12 protein-coding genes are annotated in these 13,136 nt (G+C 72.1%); 9 read left to right on the forward strand and 3 right to left on the reverse strand.

All coding sequences use genetic code 11. The annotated features are described in order from the left end of the window. The first annotated feature begins 71 nt into the window (after positions 1-71). Together AWQ68_RS05070 and AWQ68_RS05075 are read left to right on the forward strand one after the other, a co-directional pair. Positions 72-1,946, forward strand: a complete 1,875-nt coding sequence (locus AWQ68_RS05070; protein WP_066935299.1) for a PAS domain S-box protein — start codon at positions 72-74, stop codon at positions 1,944-1,946. Positions 1,947-2,042: 96 nt separating this feature from the next. Continuing rightward, a complete protein-coding gene (locus AWQ68_RS05075) occupies positions 2,043-2,519 on the forward strand; it encodes an ATP-binding protein (protein WP_245655744.1) in 477 nt (158 codons plus the stop codon). Here the strand turns inward: AWQ68_RS05075 and AWQ68_RS43410 are convergent. Then, positions 2,491-2,658, reverse strand: a complete 168-nt coding sequence (locus AWQ68_RS43410) for a hypothetical protein (RefSeq protein WP_169808856.1) — start codon at positions 2,656-2,658, stop codon at positions 2,491-2,493. The two genes, AWQ68_RS05075 and AWQ68_RS43410, sit on opposite strands and share 29 nt — an antisense overlap. A gap of 99 nt (positions 2,659-2,757) precedes the next feature. Between AWQ68_RS43410 and AWQ68_RS05080 the strand changes: the two genes are divergently transcribed. Beyond that, entirely contained in the window at positions 2,758-3,465 is a 708-nt protein-coding gene (locus AWQ68_RS05080) for a response regulator transcription factor (protein WP_157544921.1), read from the forward strand. A gap of 37 nt (positions 3,466-3,502) precedes the next feature. Here AWQ68_RS05080 and AWQ68_RS05085 read toward each other — a convergent pair whose 3' ends face one another. Beyond that, a complete protein-coding gene (locus AWQ68_RS05085) occupies positions 3,503-3,865 on the reverse strand; it encodes a hypothetical protein (RefSeq protein WP_066935302.1) in 363 nt (120 codons plus the stop codon). A 173-nt stretch (positions 3,866-4,038) separates the two neighbouring features. Here AWQ68_RS05085 and AWQ68_RS05090 point away from each other — a divergent pair, with 173 nt between their 5' ends. The 3 genes from AWQ68_RS05090 (at position 4,039) to mptB (ending at position 6,735) form a co-directional block, all read left to right on the forward strand. Beyond that, positions 4,039-4,380 carry an STAS domain-containing protein gene (locus AWQ68_RS05090; RefSeq protein WP_084463651.1) on the forward strand — a complete coding sequence of 114 codons (342 nt, stop codon included), beginning with the start codon at positions 4,039-4,041 and terminating at the stop codon, positions 4,378-4,380. After that, positions 4,377-5,126: a glycosyltransferase family 2 protein gene (locus tag AWQ68_RS05095; protein WP_066935304.1), complete on the forward strand. Its 750-nt coding sequence runs from the start codon at positions 4,377-4,379 to the stop codon at positions 5,124-5,126. Before AWQ68_RS05090 ends, AWQ68_RS05095 begins: the two co-directional genes overlap by 4 nt. Positions 5,127-5,277: 151 nt before the next feature. After that, on the forward strand, positions 5,278-6,735 hold the full coding sequence (gene mptB, locus AWQ68_RS42065; RefSeq protein WP_245655745.1) for a polyprenol phosphomannose-dependent alpha 1,6 mannosyltransferase MptB: 1,458 nt from the start codon (positions 5,278-5,280) through the stop codon (positions 6,733-6,735). On the opposite strand, the gene AWQ68_RS05110 is transcribed toward mptB, so the two are convergent. Then, positions 6,635-8,866: an alkaline phosphatase family protein gene (locus tag AWQ68_RS05110; protein WP_157544923.1), complete on the reverse strand. Its 2,232-nt coding sequence runs from the start codon at positions 8,864-8,866 to the stop codon at positions 6,635-6,637. The genes mptB and AWQ68_RS05110 overlap by 101 nt on opposite strands. A gap of 509 nt (positions 8,867-9,375) precedes the next feature. Between AWQ68_RS05110 and AWQ68_RS05115 the strand changes: the two genes are divergently transcribed. The 3 genes from AWQ68_RS05115 (at position 9,376) to serS (ending at position 13,127) form a co-directional block, all read left to right on the forward strand. Beyond that, the gene (locus AWQ68_RS05115; RefSeq protein WP_066935316.1) at positions 9,376-10,722 is read left to right on the forward strand and encodes a glycosyltransferase 87 family protein; all 1,347 of its coding nucleotides are present in this window, start codon (positions 9,376-9,378) and stop codon (positions 10,720-10,722) included. 90 nt (positions 10,723-10,812) lie between these two features. Continuing rightward, positions 10,813-11,733, forward strand: a complete 921-nt coding sequence (gene pheA / locus AWQ68_RS05120; protein WP_066935318.1) for a prephenate dehydratase — start codon at positions 10,813-10,815, stop codon at positions 11,731-11,733. A 131-nt stretch (positions 11,734-11,864) separates the two neighbouring features. Continuing rightward, positions 11,865-13,127: a serine--tRNA ligase gene (gene serS / locus AWQ68_RS05125; RefSeq protein WP_066935321.1), complete on the forward strand. Its 1,263-nt coding sequence runs from the start codon at positions 11,865-11,867 to the stop codon at positions 13,125-13,127. Positions 13,128-13,136 lie beyond the last annotated feature (9 nt).

The following is a 13,136-nucleotide window of genomic DNA, read 5'->3' on the forward strand; positions in this document are numbered from 1 at the left end:
TCAGTGCGTATGCGAAGCGTATCGGATGCAAAACCTCAAGATCAGAGAGGGAAAGGGGGCACCATGGGGGAATGGGTGACGACAGGAGCGACTACGAGGACGGCATAGCGCGGGCTGCCGTCGCCAGCTCCCCCGACGCCATCGTGGCCCTGGACCGTGATCTCTCCGTCCTCGGATGGAACCCCGCGGCGGAGCGGCTGTTCGGCTGGACGGCGGAGGAGCTCATGGGCCGGCGGGCCCCGATCGTCCCGGCCGAGCTGATGGCCGAGCACAACGCCGTCATGGAGCGCGTACGCACCGGCGGCCAGGTGTCGCTGCGGACCAGGCGCTTCCATCGTGACGGCCGCCTCATGGAGGTCCGCGTCGACACCAACGCGCTGCGGAGCGACAACGGGACCCTGCTCGGATACGTCAGCGTCTACCACCTCGCCGAGGACGACGAGGCGGCGCGGGCGGCGCGCCGGGCCCGGCTGGTCCGGCGGCTGACCGACGTCGTCGCCGACATCAACGCCGCGCTCGACCTGCCGGTCGTGCTCGACCGGATCGCGGGCAGCCTCACCGAACTCACCGGCGCGGACGCCGGCGGCTTCGTGCTGATCGAGGGCGAGCGGCTGCGGCTCGTCAGCGGCCACCACATCCCGCCCGAGCTGCGCGGCGTCACCGCCGACCTGCACACCAGCCTGGTCGGCAAGCTGCTGCGCACCGGGAAGACGGTCCTGCTGGAGACCAGCCCCCAGGGCCTCCAGGACCTCGTCTGGGCCCGGCTTCCCGGGCTGCACACCGTCGCGGTCGGCATCGCCGCCGTCGGCGGCCGGCCGTACGGCGCGCTGTACGCGCTGTTCGCCAAGGGCAAGGCCGGGCACGTCGAGCTGGAGCTGCTTGAGCTGCTCGCCGGCCACGCGGGCATCGCGGTCGGCAACGCCGAGGCCTACCAGGAGGCGGTACGGCAGCGCGCGCACGAGCGGGCCGTCTTCGACGCGAGCGCGGACGGCATCGGCGTGCTGGACGAGGCCGGCCGGGTGATCCAGTGGAACCCCGCGGCGGCCGAGCTGACCGGCTTCCCGGCCGAGCGGGTGATCGGCGGCCCGCCGCCGTTCCCCCTGCCGGAGCCGGGCGAGAAGCTCACCATCCAGCTCGACTCCGGCCGCTGGCTGGACGTGCTGTGCGCCGCGATCCCGGAGACGGGCGAGGTCGTGGCCGACTTCCGCGACGTGACCAGGGCCAAGGAGCTGGAGGAGGCCAAGGACCTGTTCCTCGCCACCACCAGCCACGAGCTGCGCACGCCGATCACGATCGTGCACGGCTTCGCCAGCACGCTCGACGCCCGCTGGGACAACCTGTCCGACGCGGAGCGCCGTTCGGCCGTCCACACCATCGCCGAGCGGGCCAGGATGCTGGGCCGGCTCGTGGACCACCTGCTGCTCGGCGCCCGCACCGGGGCCGACGAGATGCGGATCAGGATCGAGACGTTCGACCTGGGTGAGCGGGTCCGCGCGGCCACCCTCGGCCTGCCCGTGCTGTCCGACCGGCACCGCGTCGAGGTGCGCATCCCGGACGACCTGCCCAAGGTCCACGGCGACTCGCTGGCCACCGACATCCTCCTCGGGCAGCTCCTGGAGAACGCGTTCAAGTACTCCCCAGACGGCGGCCTGATCCGGGTCGAGGCATGGGCGGAGGAGGGCCAAGTCGTCCTCGTGATCGACGACGAGGGAGTGGGCATCGCCCCCGCCGACCGGGAGCGGATCTTCGAACGGTTCGTACAGGCCGACAGCGGCAACCGCCGCAGGTTCGGCGGCGTGGGACTCGGGCTCTACATCGCGCGCAACCTGGCCCGCGCGCAGGGCGGGGACGTGACCGCTCACTCGCGGCCGGGCGGCGGCACCCGGATGCGTTTCGTCCTCAACGAGGCGGCCGCCGTGTCGCGCGGTGAGCGCCACATGATCTGATGTGTGCAAGCTGTGATGAAGGCGCGGTTTCTTGAGCCCCCGAATGGGGCATTTCGGTCCTACTGGGGTGTGTTGTCTCCTCGGGGGAGGGGGAAGGTGAGTCCGTCGAGCGTCGTGATGTTGCCGTACGCGCTGGCGAGCGTCGCCACCGCGCGTCGGCGTCTCAGCTCGGATCTGCTCGCTTCGGGGCTCTTCAGCGCGACCGTGGATGATGCCGTCCTGGTCGTGAGCGAGCTGCTGAGCAACGCGTTGCGTCACGCTCACCCGTTGCCATCAGGGCAGCTCAGGCTCGCCTGGACGTGCTCGGAAGGCCGTCTCGAGGTCGCGGTGAGCGACGGGGGAGCGACCACCGAACCGCGGGCGGGCCGCCCCACGCTCTCGTCGCTGGGCGGCCGCGGCCTTGGGATCGTCGAATACCTCGCCGAGCGGTGGGGTGTGCGCCACGAGGGCGAGACGACCACCGTGTGGGCGATCCTCGCGCTGCCGCAGCCTGTCCGAAACGGTCAGGAGCGAAAGCCCGAAATTCACGCCCTCCGAGGACGAGTCAGCGGGACATCTTTCCCACGAGCGTGATCGCCGCCACCACGAGGAAGGCGATGATCGCGAACATGAGCAGGAACTTCAGCGTGGCGAACAGCGCCGGGATGATGAACGCGAAGACCAGCCAGATGGCGAGAACGACACCCAGGACGGTCAGTACGGTACGGGCCATAGCCACAAGGTACGCGTTGCCGCCCGCCGCCGCGAAGATCTGGACGTTTCACGTGAATCACAACTGACGGCCGGGCCCGGCGACCGTGAGAATGGGCGCGTGACCGGAAGAACCGCCCGCATCCTGGTGGTCGACGACGACCCGATGGTGGCCGAGGTCGTCGCCCGCTTCCTGGAACGCGACGGGCACGTCGTGGAGTGCGCGGGCGACGGCGCCGAGGCGCTGGAGCGGGCGCTCGCCGACCCGCCCGGCCTGCTCGTCCTCGATCTCGCCCTGTCCGGCGCGGAGCGGCTCTGCGGGCGGCTCCGGGAGCACGACCGCGAGCGCGGCCGCGGCCCGACTCCGGTGATCATGCTCACCACTCTCGGCACCGAGATCGACCGCGTGGTCGGCCTGGAGACCGGCGCCGACGACTACGTGACGAAGCCGTTCAGCCCCCGGGAGCTCGCGCTGCGCGTCCAGGCCGTGCTGCGCCGTACCGGGGCGGTGGCGTCCCTCGGCACCGGTGTGCTCGCCGACGGCGACCTCGTCCTCGACGTCGGCGCCCATGAGGTACGGCTCGCGGGCAGGGAGATCGGCCTGACCGCGCGGGAGTTCGACCTGCTCGCCCACCTGCTGCGCAACCCCCGTCAGGTGTTCAGCAGGAGCGCGCTGCTCGACCAGGTGTGGGGCTGGTCCTTCGGGGACTCCTCGACCGTCACGGTGCACGTGCGCAGGCTGAGGGAGAAGATCGAGACCGACCCCGCCGAGCCGCGGCGCATCGTCACCGTGTGGGGCGTGGGCTACCGGTACGAGCCCGTCGGCTGAGACCTCGGGAGCCGGTCGGGAGCCGGTCGGGAGCCGGTCAGGAGAAAGCGTCGTACATCGCGCGGAACGTCGGGCAGGGCCACCGCCACATGCAGCTGCGGCAGCGCAGGATGGGGTTGGCGGTGTCGCTGGTGATGCCGCCCGCGTCCCTCGGCTGGTGGAGGTCGAGCAGCCGGATGCCCAGCTCGGACAGGCTCAGCAGTTCCTCGCGCGCGGTGGCGAGGAATTCGAGGTCCTCGCCGGCCAGCCGCGCCGTGACCGGCACGTACCCCTCGCGGTTGAGGAGCGCCTGGAGGCGTCCGGTGCCGTCGCGCCACGAGGTCGCCTTCTCCGTGCGGACCTGGATGGACTCCAGCCGCTCGCGCAGCAGCCGTCGCTGCGGGTCCTCGGGGGGTTCCATGCCTGCTGCGCCTGACACGCTCGTCCCTTCGCCCCAAGCCGGGTGTCGCTTTCCGTCAAGCTTCCCGCACCGCGCGTTTGTGTGAGGGGGGAATCGGGGACAAAGCGCGGGCGACTCTTCGGCTAGCCTGGGGGAACGTGACCCCAGGCCGGTACGGCGCTAGTGTGCGCGCTGTGGAGCTCAAAGTCGCGACGCAAACCCATGCTGGCCAGGCCGTAATGGCCATTGTCGGCGAAATCGACCTATATACCGCGCCTCGCCTGCAGGCGGAATTCACCCGCCTGCTGGAGACCGAGCCGGAGCGAGTGGTGATCGACATGTCGGGAGTGGAGTTCTGTGACTCCACCGGCATGAACGTGCTGCTCTCCGCGCTCAAGCGGCTGCGCGAGCGCGGCGGCATCCTCGAGGTGGCCTCACCTCGCCCCGCCGTACGGAAGATCCTCCAGGTCACCGGCCTGGACTCGGTCTTCACCGTCCATGAGACCGTCCCCGCGGAGGTGGCCGAATTTCTATGAGTGACCTGGTGGAGCGGCCTGCGGACACCGCGGTCGTCATCCCGGCCAAGGACGAGGCCGAGCGGATCGGCGCCACGGTCGCCGCGGCGATGCGGCTTCCGGGGGTCGATCTCGTCGTCGTCGTCGACGACGGCTCGACCGACGAGACCGGCCGGGTGGCCAAGGCCGCCGGAGCCCGTGTCGTACGGCACAGCCGGAACGCCGGCAAGGCCGCGGCCATGGAGAGCGGGGCCGAGGCCGTGCGCCTCCTGGACGAGGAGACGCCTCGGCACCTGCTGTTCCTGGACGCCGACCTGGGCGAGACCGCCCAGCAGGCCGCTCCCCTCATCGCGCCCGTCCGTTCCGGGACGGCCGACATGACCATCGCCGTCTTCGCCACCAGGGTGAAGCTCGGCGGCCACGGCATCGTGGTGCGGCTGGCCCGCGACGGCATCAAGCGGGCCACCGGTTTCGACGCGGCCCAGCCGCTCAACGGCCAGCGCTGCCTGACCCGGGCCGCGTTCGACGCGGCGCTTCCGCTCGCCCGCGGGTTCGGCGTGGAGACCGGACTGACGATCGACCTGATCCGCAAGGGGTTCCGGGTTCAGGAGGTCGAGGTCGAGATGGCGCACCGGGCCACCGGCGACGACTGGAGGTCCCAGCTCCACCGGGCCAAGCAGCTCAGGGACGTCGGCTGGGCCCTGGCCGCCAGGGAACCCGCCGTCATGAAGGGAACCGACGCCGTCCTCCGGACCATCCGGAACTGACCGGCCGCAGATCGGATCGGAGGCCGGAGCCCGCGGACGCGTCTCCCGGCTGACCGGCCGCGATTCGATCCGCTCGAAGCCGATCCCGGATTGTCCACAGCCGCGAGCCGACCTCTATGGGACCGGTCTGCGGCTGTGATGGAATTCGGGGGTGAATCGGGAGAGCGCCTGGTGGTCCGCCACGCTGGTCGCGCCGGTCTTCGTCGCCGGGGCGATCCTGCTGACGATCGTCGTCGCCGCGCTCGGCCCCTCGGCGATGGTCCCGCCGCTTCCGGGCCCCGGCGCGCAGCCGCCGTACTCTCTTGACCTGCGGCCCGACGGGCATCTCGTCGTGGCGCTCGCGGCGGTCGCCGTCGTGGCCGGCGCGATCGGGCTCGTCGCCGGGCTCCGCGGCCTTCGCCGCCGCGCCGCTCCCGACGTCCGCCGCACCCGCCTGCTGGTCGCGGCCGGGTGCCTGGCGGCGGGCGTGCTGGCGTTCCTACCGCCCGTAGGGTCGGCCGACCACCTGAACTACGCCGCGTACGGGCGGATCGCCGTTCTCGGCCTCGATCCGTACGTCACCGTGCCGTCGGCGGTGCCGTACGACCCGGTGGCCGGAGCGGTGGAGGAGTGGCGCAACACGCCGAGTGTGTACGGCCCGGTGGCGACGGGGGTGCAGGCCCTCGCGAGCTGGGTCGGCGGCGACTCGGTGCGGCTGACGGTCTTCGTGCTGGCCCTGGTCAACGCCGCCGCGTTCGTCGCCACCGCGCTGTTGCTGCACCGGGTCACCCGTGGCGACCCCGTACGGCAGCGCCGCGCCGCGCTGCTGTGGGCGGTGAACCCGCTCGTCGTCTACCAACTCGCCGCGGGGATGCACGTGGACACGCTGGCCGTGGCGTTCGTGGTCGCCGCCCTGGTCGTGGAGTCGGGGGTGCTCCTCGGACTCGGTATCGCGGTCAAGGTGACCGTCGGCCTGGTCGCGCTCGGGCCCGCCTGGCGACATCGGCGCGATCCGCGACGGCTGCTGCTGATCGCGGGCGCGGCCACGCTGACCGTGGCGGTGGCGTACTGGCTGGCCGGGCCACACGCGCTCGACCAGGTGCTGAACGCGAGCAAGTCGGTGTCGTTCGCCACCCCCTGGAAGTTGGCGCAGCGGGCGCTCCAGGCCGTGTTCGGCGACGGCGCCTACCGGGCCTGGATCCAGGCCGGGTCAATGATCCTCATGGTCGTGCTCGCCTGGCTGCTGCTCCGCGCCGGCGCGGCGGGCCGGACCGGGTCTCCCTCGGGCATGCCGGAGAGCGGCGCGGGCGAGGCTCGCCTGGTGGCGCTGGCCGTCGTGGTGGCCTGGCTGTTCGCCACGCCGTACGCGCTGCCGTGGTACGACGGGCTCGCCCTCGCGCTGCTGGCGATGGTCCCGGCGTCGGCGCTGGACTGGTTCGTGGTGGGACGGATGGCCCTGCTGTCGGCGGCCTATCTGCCGGCCAGGCAGCTCGACCAGCCGCCCGATCTGGGCTGGATGGTGACGGTCGTCAGGGCGCAGGTGGTGCCGTGGCTGCTGTTGGCGCTGACGGCCGCCCTGGTGTGGTGGGCGGCGCGAGCTGGAGCGCGCGCACGGACGCGGCGAGCGTGAGCGGCACCGCGACGGTGAGCGCCATGGCCGGGATCGCGATCCCCGAGTCGTTGATCAGGAAGCCGGTCATGGTGGCGGCCAGAGCGCCGAACAGCCCCGCACGCAGCGCCGGGGCCCTGCCGTAGGCGAGGGTGAGCGCCGGGGCGCCCCAGCGCGACGGGCGGGCCAGCACCAGGAACAGGAACGCGATCGCGACGACCGAGAGCAGGGTCAGCTCGGCGTTGCCGAGCGTGTTGAGCATCGCTCCGAGCTTGCGGCCGAGGACCTCGGGGCCCTCGCCGTCGGCGACCTGCTGGACGAACGCGCCCAGATGCGTCCGCCGGTCCGCCGGGCGGAGCCAGTCGAACAGCGCGATGGCCGCGATCAGCACGGCTCCCGCCGCGCCGATGGCGACCAGCCGGACGAACGACACCCGCAGCCCGTACAGCATGAGCGCGAAGATGGCGAACCCCACCACGAACGCGGGTACGCCGCCGAAGTCGGCCCCCCAGCCCGGCCAGCCGTCCGCCACGATCGCGAGCACCCCGTACGCGAGCAGGAGGAACCGCGGCCTGACGACGTGGGCGAGCCCGGCGAGGGCCAGGATCGTGCCCGTCGCGAAGATGGCGAAGGGCATGTTGCCGAAGCCGTAGAAGCGGCCACCGGTCACCGGCTCGTATCCGGTGACCGCGTTCACCTGGAGCGTCGAGCCCGTCATGACGTCGAGGAGGAGCGCGAGCGAGCTGACCGCGGCGACCACCGTCAGCGGCCCGGCCACGTGCCCGCGCCACGGCCCGGCGAACGCGAGTGCCGCGATGGCCCCGGCGAACCCGAGGATCGTCACGATCAGGGCGGGCATGGGGTACGCCATGTGCCACCACGGCACGAGCTGCGCCAGGAACGTCGAGATCGGGATCGCGCCGCTGATCACGGCCACTACCTGGGTGGTGGTCAGCATCCGCCGGCGCCGCCTGATCACGAAGGCGGCGAGGCCGTAGAACAGCACCTGGATGGCGACGAGCGCGATGAAGAACGGCTGCCTGACGTCCCTGAGCACCTGGGAGGCCAGGTCGGCGTCGGCCAGCTCCGCGACGATCTCGGCCGTGTCCTCGGGCGCGTCGCCGCCCCGCTGCCAGGCCCGGCCCACCACTCCCTGCGGCACGTCGAGCCCGACCGTCGTCAGGATGGTCGCGGTCAGGTCGGTGATCGTGACCAGGGCGTCCTGCCGGGTGGAGGTCGCGGTCAGGTATCCGCGTCCGTACGGCGAGGCGCCGATCGTCGCGGAGGTGCCGCCTGTGGCGTTCGGAGCGCCGCTCGCGATGGCGACATGCAGGTGCGGGTCGAGCGAGCCGACGCCCGAGTCGGCGAGACCGGCGACGAGGACGACGGAGCCGGAAGGGACGCGCCCGAGGATGTCGCCGACGGTCTGGTCGGCCGCCAGCACGGCCGCGTCGCGCGCCGTGCCGGTGAGATCGGAGGGTGTGGTGCCCGGGGGGCCCGCGGCGCGCCGCGCGGCGGCGGCCTCGGCGATCTCGCCCGCCTCCGTGAACACGGCGGTGTACGGGGTCAGGTCGGGCAGCTCGTTGAGTGTGGCTGCATATTTCTGGACTTTTCCGGATGCGTCGGCGGCACCCAGGGCCGCGCCCGGACCGATCGCGGCGACCTTCCCGCCCGCGTCGACGATCGTCTGCCCCAGCAGCCCGATCCGCCCGCCGTACGACTGGGTCCGCTGGTAGGCGGCGAACGCGTCCCAGCCGGGGATCGTCGCCGAACCGTCGGGGGCCGCCTGCGGGACCGGCGTGGCCGCGCAGTCGCTCCCCGCGGTCCCGGCCCGCTGGCCCGCCGAGACCGTCAGCCAGCCGCTGACGGGGCAGGTCACGTTGCGGCCGCTGGGTGGGATGACGCGGGAGGACAGCGAGGCGGAGCTCCCTTCGCCGGTCAGCCGCCACAGGTTGGGCGTACGCCGCCGGTCGAGGTCGCTCCAGAGCAGCCCGGGCACTCCGATGACCACCACCCGCCCGGAGGCTTCGGCCGTCGCGGCGTGGAGTGGGGCGGTCCGCGTGCGCGTCTCTCCCGAGGCGCGTGCCTCATCGGCGTGGGCCGGGGTGGGAAGCGCCAGGAGCAGCAGGCCCAGCAGGAGCGTGACCACCACGGCCACGAAGCGACGGAGGAAGCCGGACGGGACCTCAGATGCCTGCGGGGGCGGCGCCGTGCCCGTTCGGCCTGTGGACGAGCCGCTGAACCTTGTCCGGAACGTGGGGGAGAGTTCCGCCGGAAGCGGCGCCGCCGAGCCGGAGCCGTCCGGCGCGGCGGAAAACGCGAGCCGCGGGCGGCCGTGCGGTCGTGACCGGGAAAGGCCGATCCCGAATCGCGTCACATGCTCTCCTCACCTCGTCCGACCCGGCCGTCGCCGGGCTCACGGCCCGGTTGTCGCGTGGCTCGGTCGTGCCTGCCCCGCTGCCGCCTGGCCGCGCCTTGTCATCTGGCCCGGGCCGGCCGTTCCTGGCCGGGCCCGCCGCCGTCCGGATACCGCGTGCTCGGACCGGCCGCTCCCGGCCCGCCCGGCCTCGCCGTACGCGGCCCTCGGCGTACAGGCACCTCGGCGGCCCCGTCACCCTGCTCCGCAAACCATGGCGAAAGTCCACGGTAGCCTGCCTGGACATGAGGACAGGCGAGACGATCACCGCGAAACGGGCCCCGTGGGCCTGGGCGGCGGCCGCGCTGATCGTCGTCGGCGCCGCGATCCCGCTTGTCGCGTACTGGCTGACGAACCCCGCCGACCAGCGTCTCGTCGATCTGGACGTCTACCGCACGGGCGGGCAGAGCCTCCTGCTCGGCGTCCCGCTCTATGACGTGATCACGCCGGCTCCCCAACTGCTGCCGTTCACCTATCCGCCGGTCGCGGCCATGCTGGCGGTGCCGCTCGCCGCCGTCTCGTGGCCGGTCGCCCAATGGGTGTGGACGGTCGGCATCGTCGCCACCCTCGCGGCGACCGTCCGGTACGGCTTCCGCCCCGCGCTCTCGCCGCAGGCCGCGCGGCCGGGAGCCGAAGGCGACGCCGCGCCGGCCACCGCGCGGTGGCTCGGCCGGCCGGCGCGCTGGGCGGTGCCGCTCGCGTTCGCGGTCGTGGTGGTGGCGTGCCTCTACCTCATGCCGATCAGGGATCAGGTGCGGTTCGGCCAGGTCGATCTGTTCCTCGTGGCGTTGTGCCTGCTCGACTGCGTGGCGCGCCGTCCCTGGTGGCCGCGCGGGATGCTCATCGGGCTGGCCACCGCGGTAAAACTCACTCCCGGCGTTTTCCTTATCTATCTCGCTATAACGGGATTTTCGGGGCGAAAGCCGTACATGCGGGATGAGGGGCAGGGGCGGGCCTTTTTCATGGCGGTGTTCACCGCGGCGCTGCTCACCGTGATGCCGTTCCTGGTCATCCCCTCGGACGCCAAGGAGTTCTGGTTCTCGGCGCTGCTCGATCCTGGCCGCCTGGGCGCGAACGCGGCCACCACGAACCAGTCCATCCGGGGCATGCTGATCCGTCTCTACCTGCCCGACTCGGTCACCTCCGCGCTGTGGCTGGTCGCCGTCGCCGCCGTCGGCTGGTACGGCTTCCGCCAGGCCCGCCGCGCGTACCTCGACGGGGACCCGATGACGTCCGTGGCGCTGACCGGGCTGATGGCGGTGCTGCTCTCCCCCGTCGCGTGGATCCACCATCTCGCCTGGGTGGTCGTCGTCCTGGCGGCGCTCGTGGGGGCCGGGACCGACCGGGTCCGGCTGCTGGTCGCCGGAGGCGTCTGGCTTTTCTACGTGGTGCCCGTGCCCTGGTGGGGGGTGTCCCTCAAGGCGCTGGAGATCCCCGTCCTGAGCCCGGTGCTCGGCAAGATCGTGCAGAACGGGTTCGGGCTCGGGGCGCTCGTCCTGGTGTGGCTGCTCGGCTCCTGGCTCCCCCGGCGCCGTGCCCTGGCTGCGGCGGCGGTCTCCGAGGGTGGAGTGGTGGCCGATTCCCGGGGGTGACGGGCGAGGAGGTCGGTTGGCCTGCCTGAATTGCCTGGATTAAGGGGAATCTCGGTGTAGGCAGGTGTGACGGGTCGCTAACCTTGTGCTATGCCAAAGCTCGCGTACCTGGGGCCGGAGGGCACCTTCACCGAGGCCGCCGTGCGCGCCCTCGCGCCCGACGCCGAGCGCCTGCCCTGTGCGAACGTCGGAGCCGCGCTGGACGCGGTCCGCTCCGGGCAGGCCGACGGCGCCGTGGTCCCCCTGGAGAACTCGCTCGAAGGCGGCATCATCCAGACGCTGGACGAGCTCGCGTGGGGCGAGCCGCTCCTGATCATCGCGGAGTACCTGCTGCCGGTCGAGTTCTCGCTGCTCGTCCGCCCGGGCACCGAGCTGCGCCAGATCAAGCGGGTCACCACGCACCCCGCCGCCCACACCCAGTGCCGGGGCTTCATCGAGCGCGAGCTCTCCGGAGCGGTTGTCATCCCGGCATCCTCGACCGCCGCCGCCGCGCAGGAGGTGGCCAACCCCGAGTCTCCGTACGACGCGGCGATCAGCCCGGCGATCGCGGGCGAGGTGTACGGCCTGGAGGAGGCGGCGTCGAACATCGGCGACCGCAACGACACGGTGACCAGGTTCGTCCGGGTGGCTCCGCCCGGCCACGTCCCGGAGCCGACGGGCGCCGACCGCACCTCCATGGTGGCTTTCCTCAAGGAGGACCACGCCGGAGCGCTGCTGGAGATGCTGAGCGAGTTCGCCGTGCGCGGCGTGAACCTGACCCGGATCGAGTCCCGCCCGACCGGCCAGGGCATCGGCAGCTATTTCTTCCACTTCGACGCCGAGGGGCACGTCGCCGACGCCCGGGTGGGCGAGGCGCTCTCCGGCCTGCACCGGATCTGCAGCGACCTGCGCTTCCTCGGCAGCTATCCGCGGGCCGACCGGGTGGTCACGCAGATCAGGCCGGGCACGTCCGACGGCGACTTCAGCGAGGCGACCGACTGGCTCACCCGGATCCGTTCCGGACGGGTCTGAGGTCTGCCGGGCCGGCGCCCGCCCGATCACCTGGACGATCGGCGCGGGCCGTCCGGCATCACGGCGTCCCGCCGCGCCGCACCAGACAATCGGGGCGCACGCGGTAGCCGTCGCTCGGTAGCCTTTGTTTCGTGATTGACCTGCGTACCCTTCGTGAGGACCCAGACCGGCTCCGGGCGTCGCAGCGCGCCCGCGGTGAGGACGACTCGGTCGTCGACACGCTGCTCTCCCTTGACGAGCGCCGTCGAAGTGCACTGTCGGCCTTCGAGTCGCTGCGCGCTGAGCAGAAGTCCATCGGCAAGTCGGTGTCCAAGGCCTCCGGGGACGAGCGCCAGGCGCTGCTCGACCGCGCCAAGGACCTCGCCGCGCAGGTGAAGGCCGCCGAGGCCGACGCCGAGAAGGCGGCCGCCGAGTTCGACACGGTGATCGAGGGCGTCCCCAACATCGTGGACGAGGAGGCCCCGGCCGGCGGCGAGGACGACTACGTCGTGCTGGAGGAGGTCGGCGAGAAGCGCTCGTTCGACTTCACCCCCCGCGACCACCTGGAGCTGGGCGAGATGCTCGGCGCCATCGACATGGAGCGCGGCGCCAAGGTCTCCGGCGCGCGGTTCTTCTTCCTGACCGGAGTCGGCGCGCGGCTCCAGCTCGGCCTGCTCAACATGGCGATGCAGCAGGCGATCGAGACCGGCTTCACCCCGATGATCACTCCGGTGCTGGTCAGGCCCGAGTCGATGCAGGGCACCGGCTTCCACGTCGCCCACGACAAGGAGATCTACCGCCTGCCCGACGACGACCTCTACCTGGTCGGCACCTCCGAGGTGCCGCTGGCGGCCTACCACGGCGACGAGATCCTCGAGCGCGGCTCGCTGCCGCTGCGCTACGCCGGCTGGTCGTCGTGCTTCCGCCGCGAGGCCGGCTCGTACGGCAAGGACACCCGGGGCATCATCCGTGTCCACCAGTTCGACAAGGTCGAGATGTTCTCCTACTGCCGCCCGGAGGAGGCGCGCGAGGAGCACCAGCGCCTGCTCGCCTGGGAGAAGGAGATGCTGGCCAAGGTCGAGCTGCCGTACCGCGTGATCGACACGGCCGCGGGCGACCTCGGCACTTCGGCGGCGCGCAAGTTCGACTGCGAGGCGTGGATCCCGAGCCAGGGGCGCTACCGCGAGGTCACCTCGACGTCGAACTGCACCCAGTTCCAGGCGCGGCGCCTGCGCGTGCGGTATCGCGACGAGGACGGCAAGCCGCAGGCCGTCGCGACCCTGAACGGCACTCTGGCCACCACCCGCTGGATCGTCGCCATCCTGGAGACCCACCAGCAGGCGGACGGCTCCGTCGTGGTCCCCAAGGCGCTGCGCCCGTTCGTCGGGCTCGACGTCCTGGAGCCCGTCAAGTAACCGAAGGCC

This window comes from Microtetraspora fusca (assembly GCF_001570365.1).
Lineage (GTDB): Bacteria > Actinomycetota > Actinomycetes > Streptosporangiales > Streptosporangiaceae > Microtetraspora > Microtetraspora fusca.

Bases quoted from the DNA above. Each gene is read 5' to 3' on its own strand.
- AWQ68_RS05070 (WP_066935299.1), top strand. From the start codon at position 72: ATGGGTGACGACAGGAGCGACTACGAGGACGGCATAGCGCGGGCTGCC.
- AWQ68_RS43410 (WP_169808856.1), bottom strand. From the start codon at position 2,658: ATGGCCCGTACCGTACTGACCGTCCTGGGTGTCGTTCTCGCCATCTGG.
- AWQ68_RS05085 (WP_066935302.1), bottom strand. From the start codon at position 3,865: ATGGAACCCCCCGAGGACCCGCAGCGACGGCTGCTGCGCGAGCGGCTG.
- AWQ68_RS05095 (WP_066935304.1), top strand. From the start codon at position 4,377: ATGAGTGACCTGGTGGAGCGGCCTGCGGACACCGCGGTCGTCATCCCG.
- AWQ68_RS05115 (WP_066935316.1), top strand. From the start codon at position 9,376: ATGAGGACAGGCGAGACGATCACCGCGAAACGGGCCCCGTGGGCCTGG.
- pheA (WP_066935318.1), top strand. From the start codon at position 10,813: ATGCCAAAGCTCGCGTACCTGGGGCCGGAGGGCACCTTCACCGAGGCC.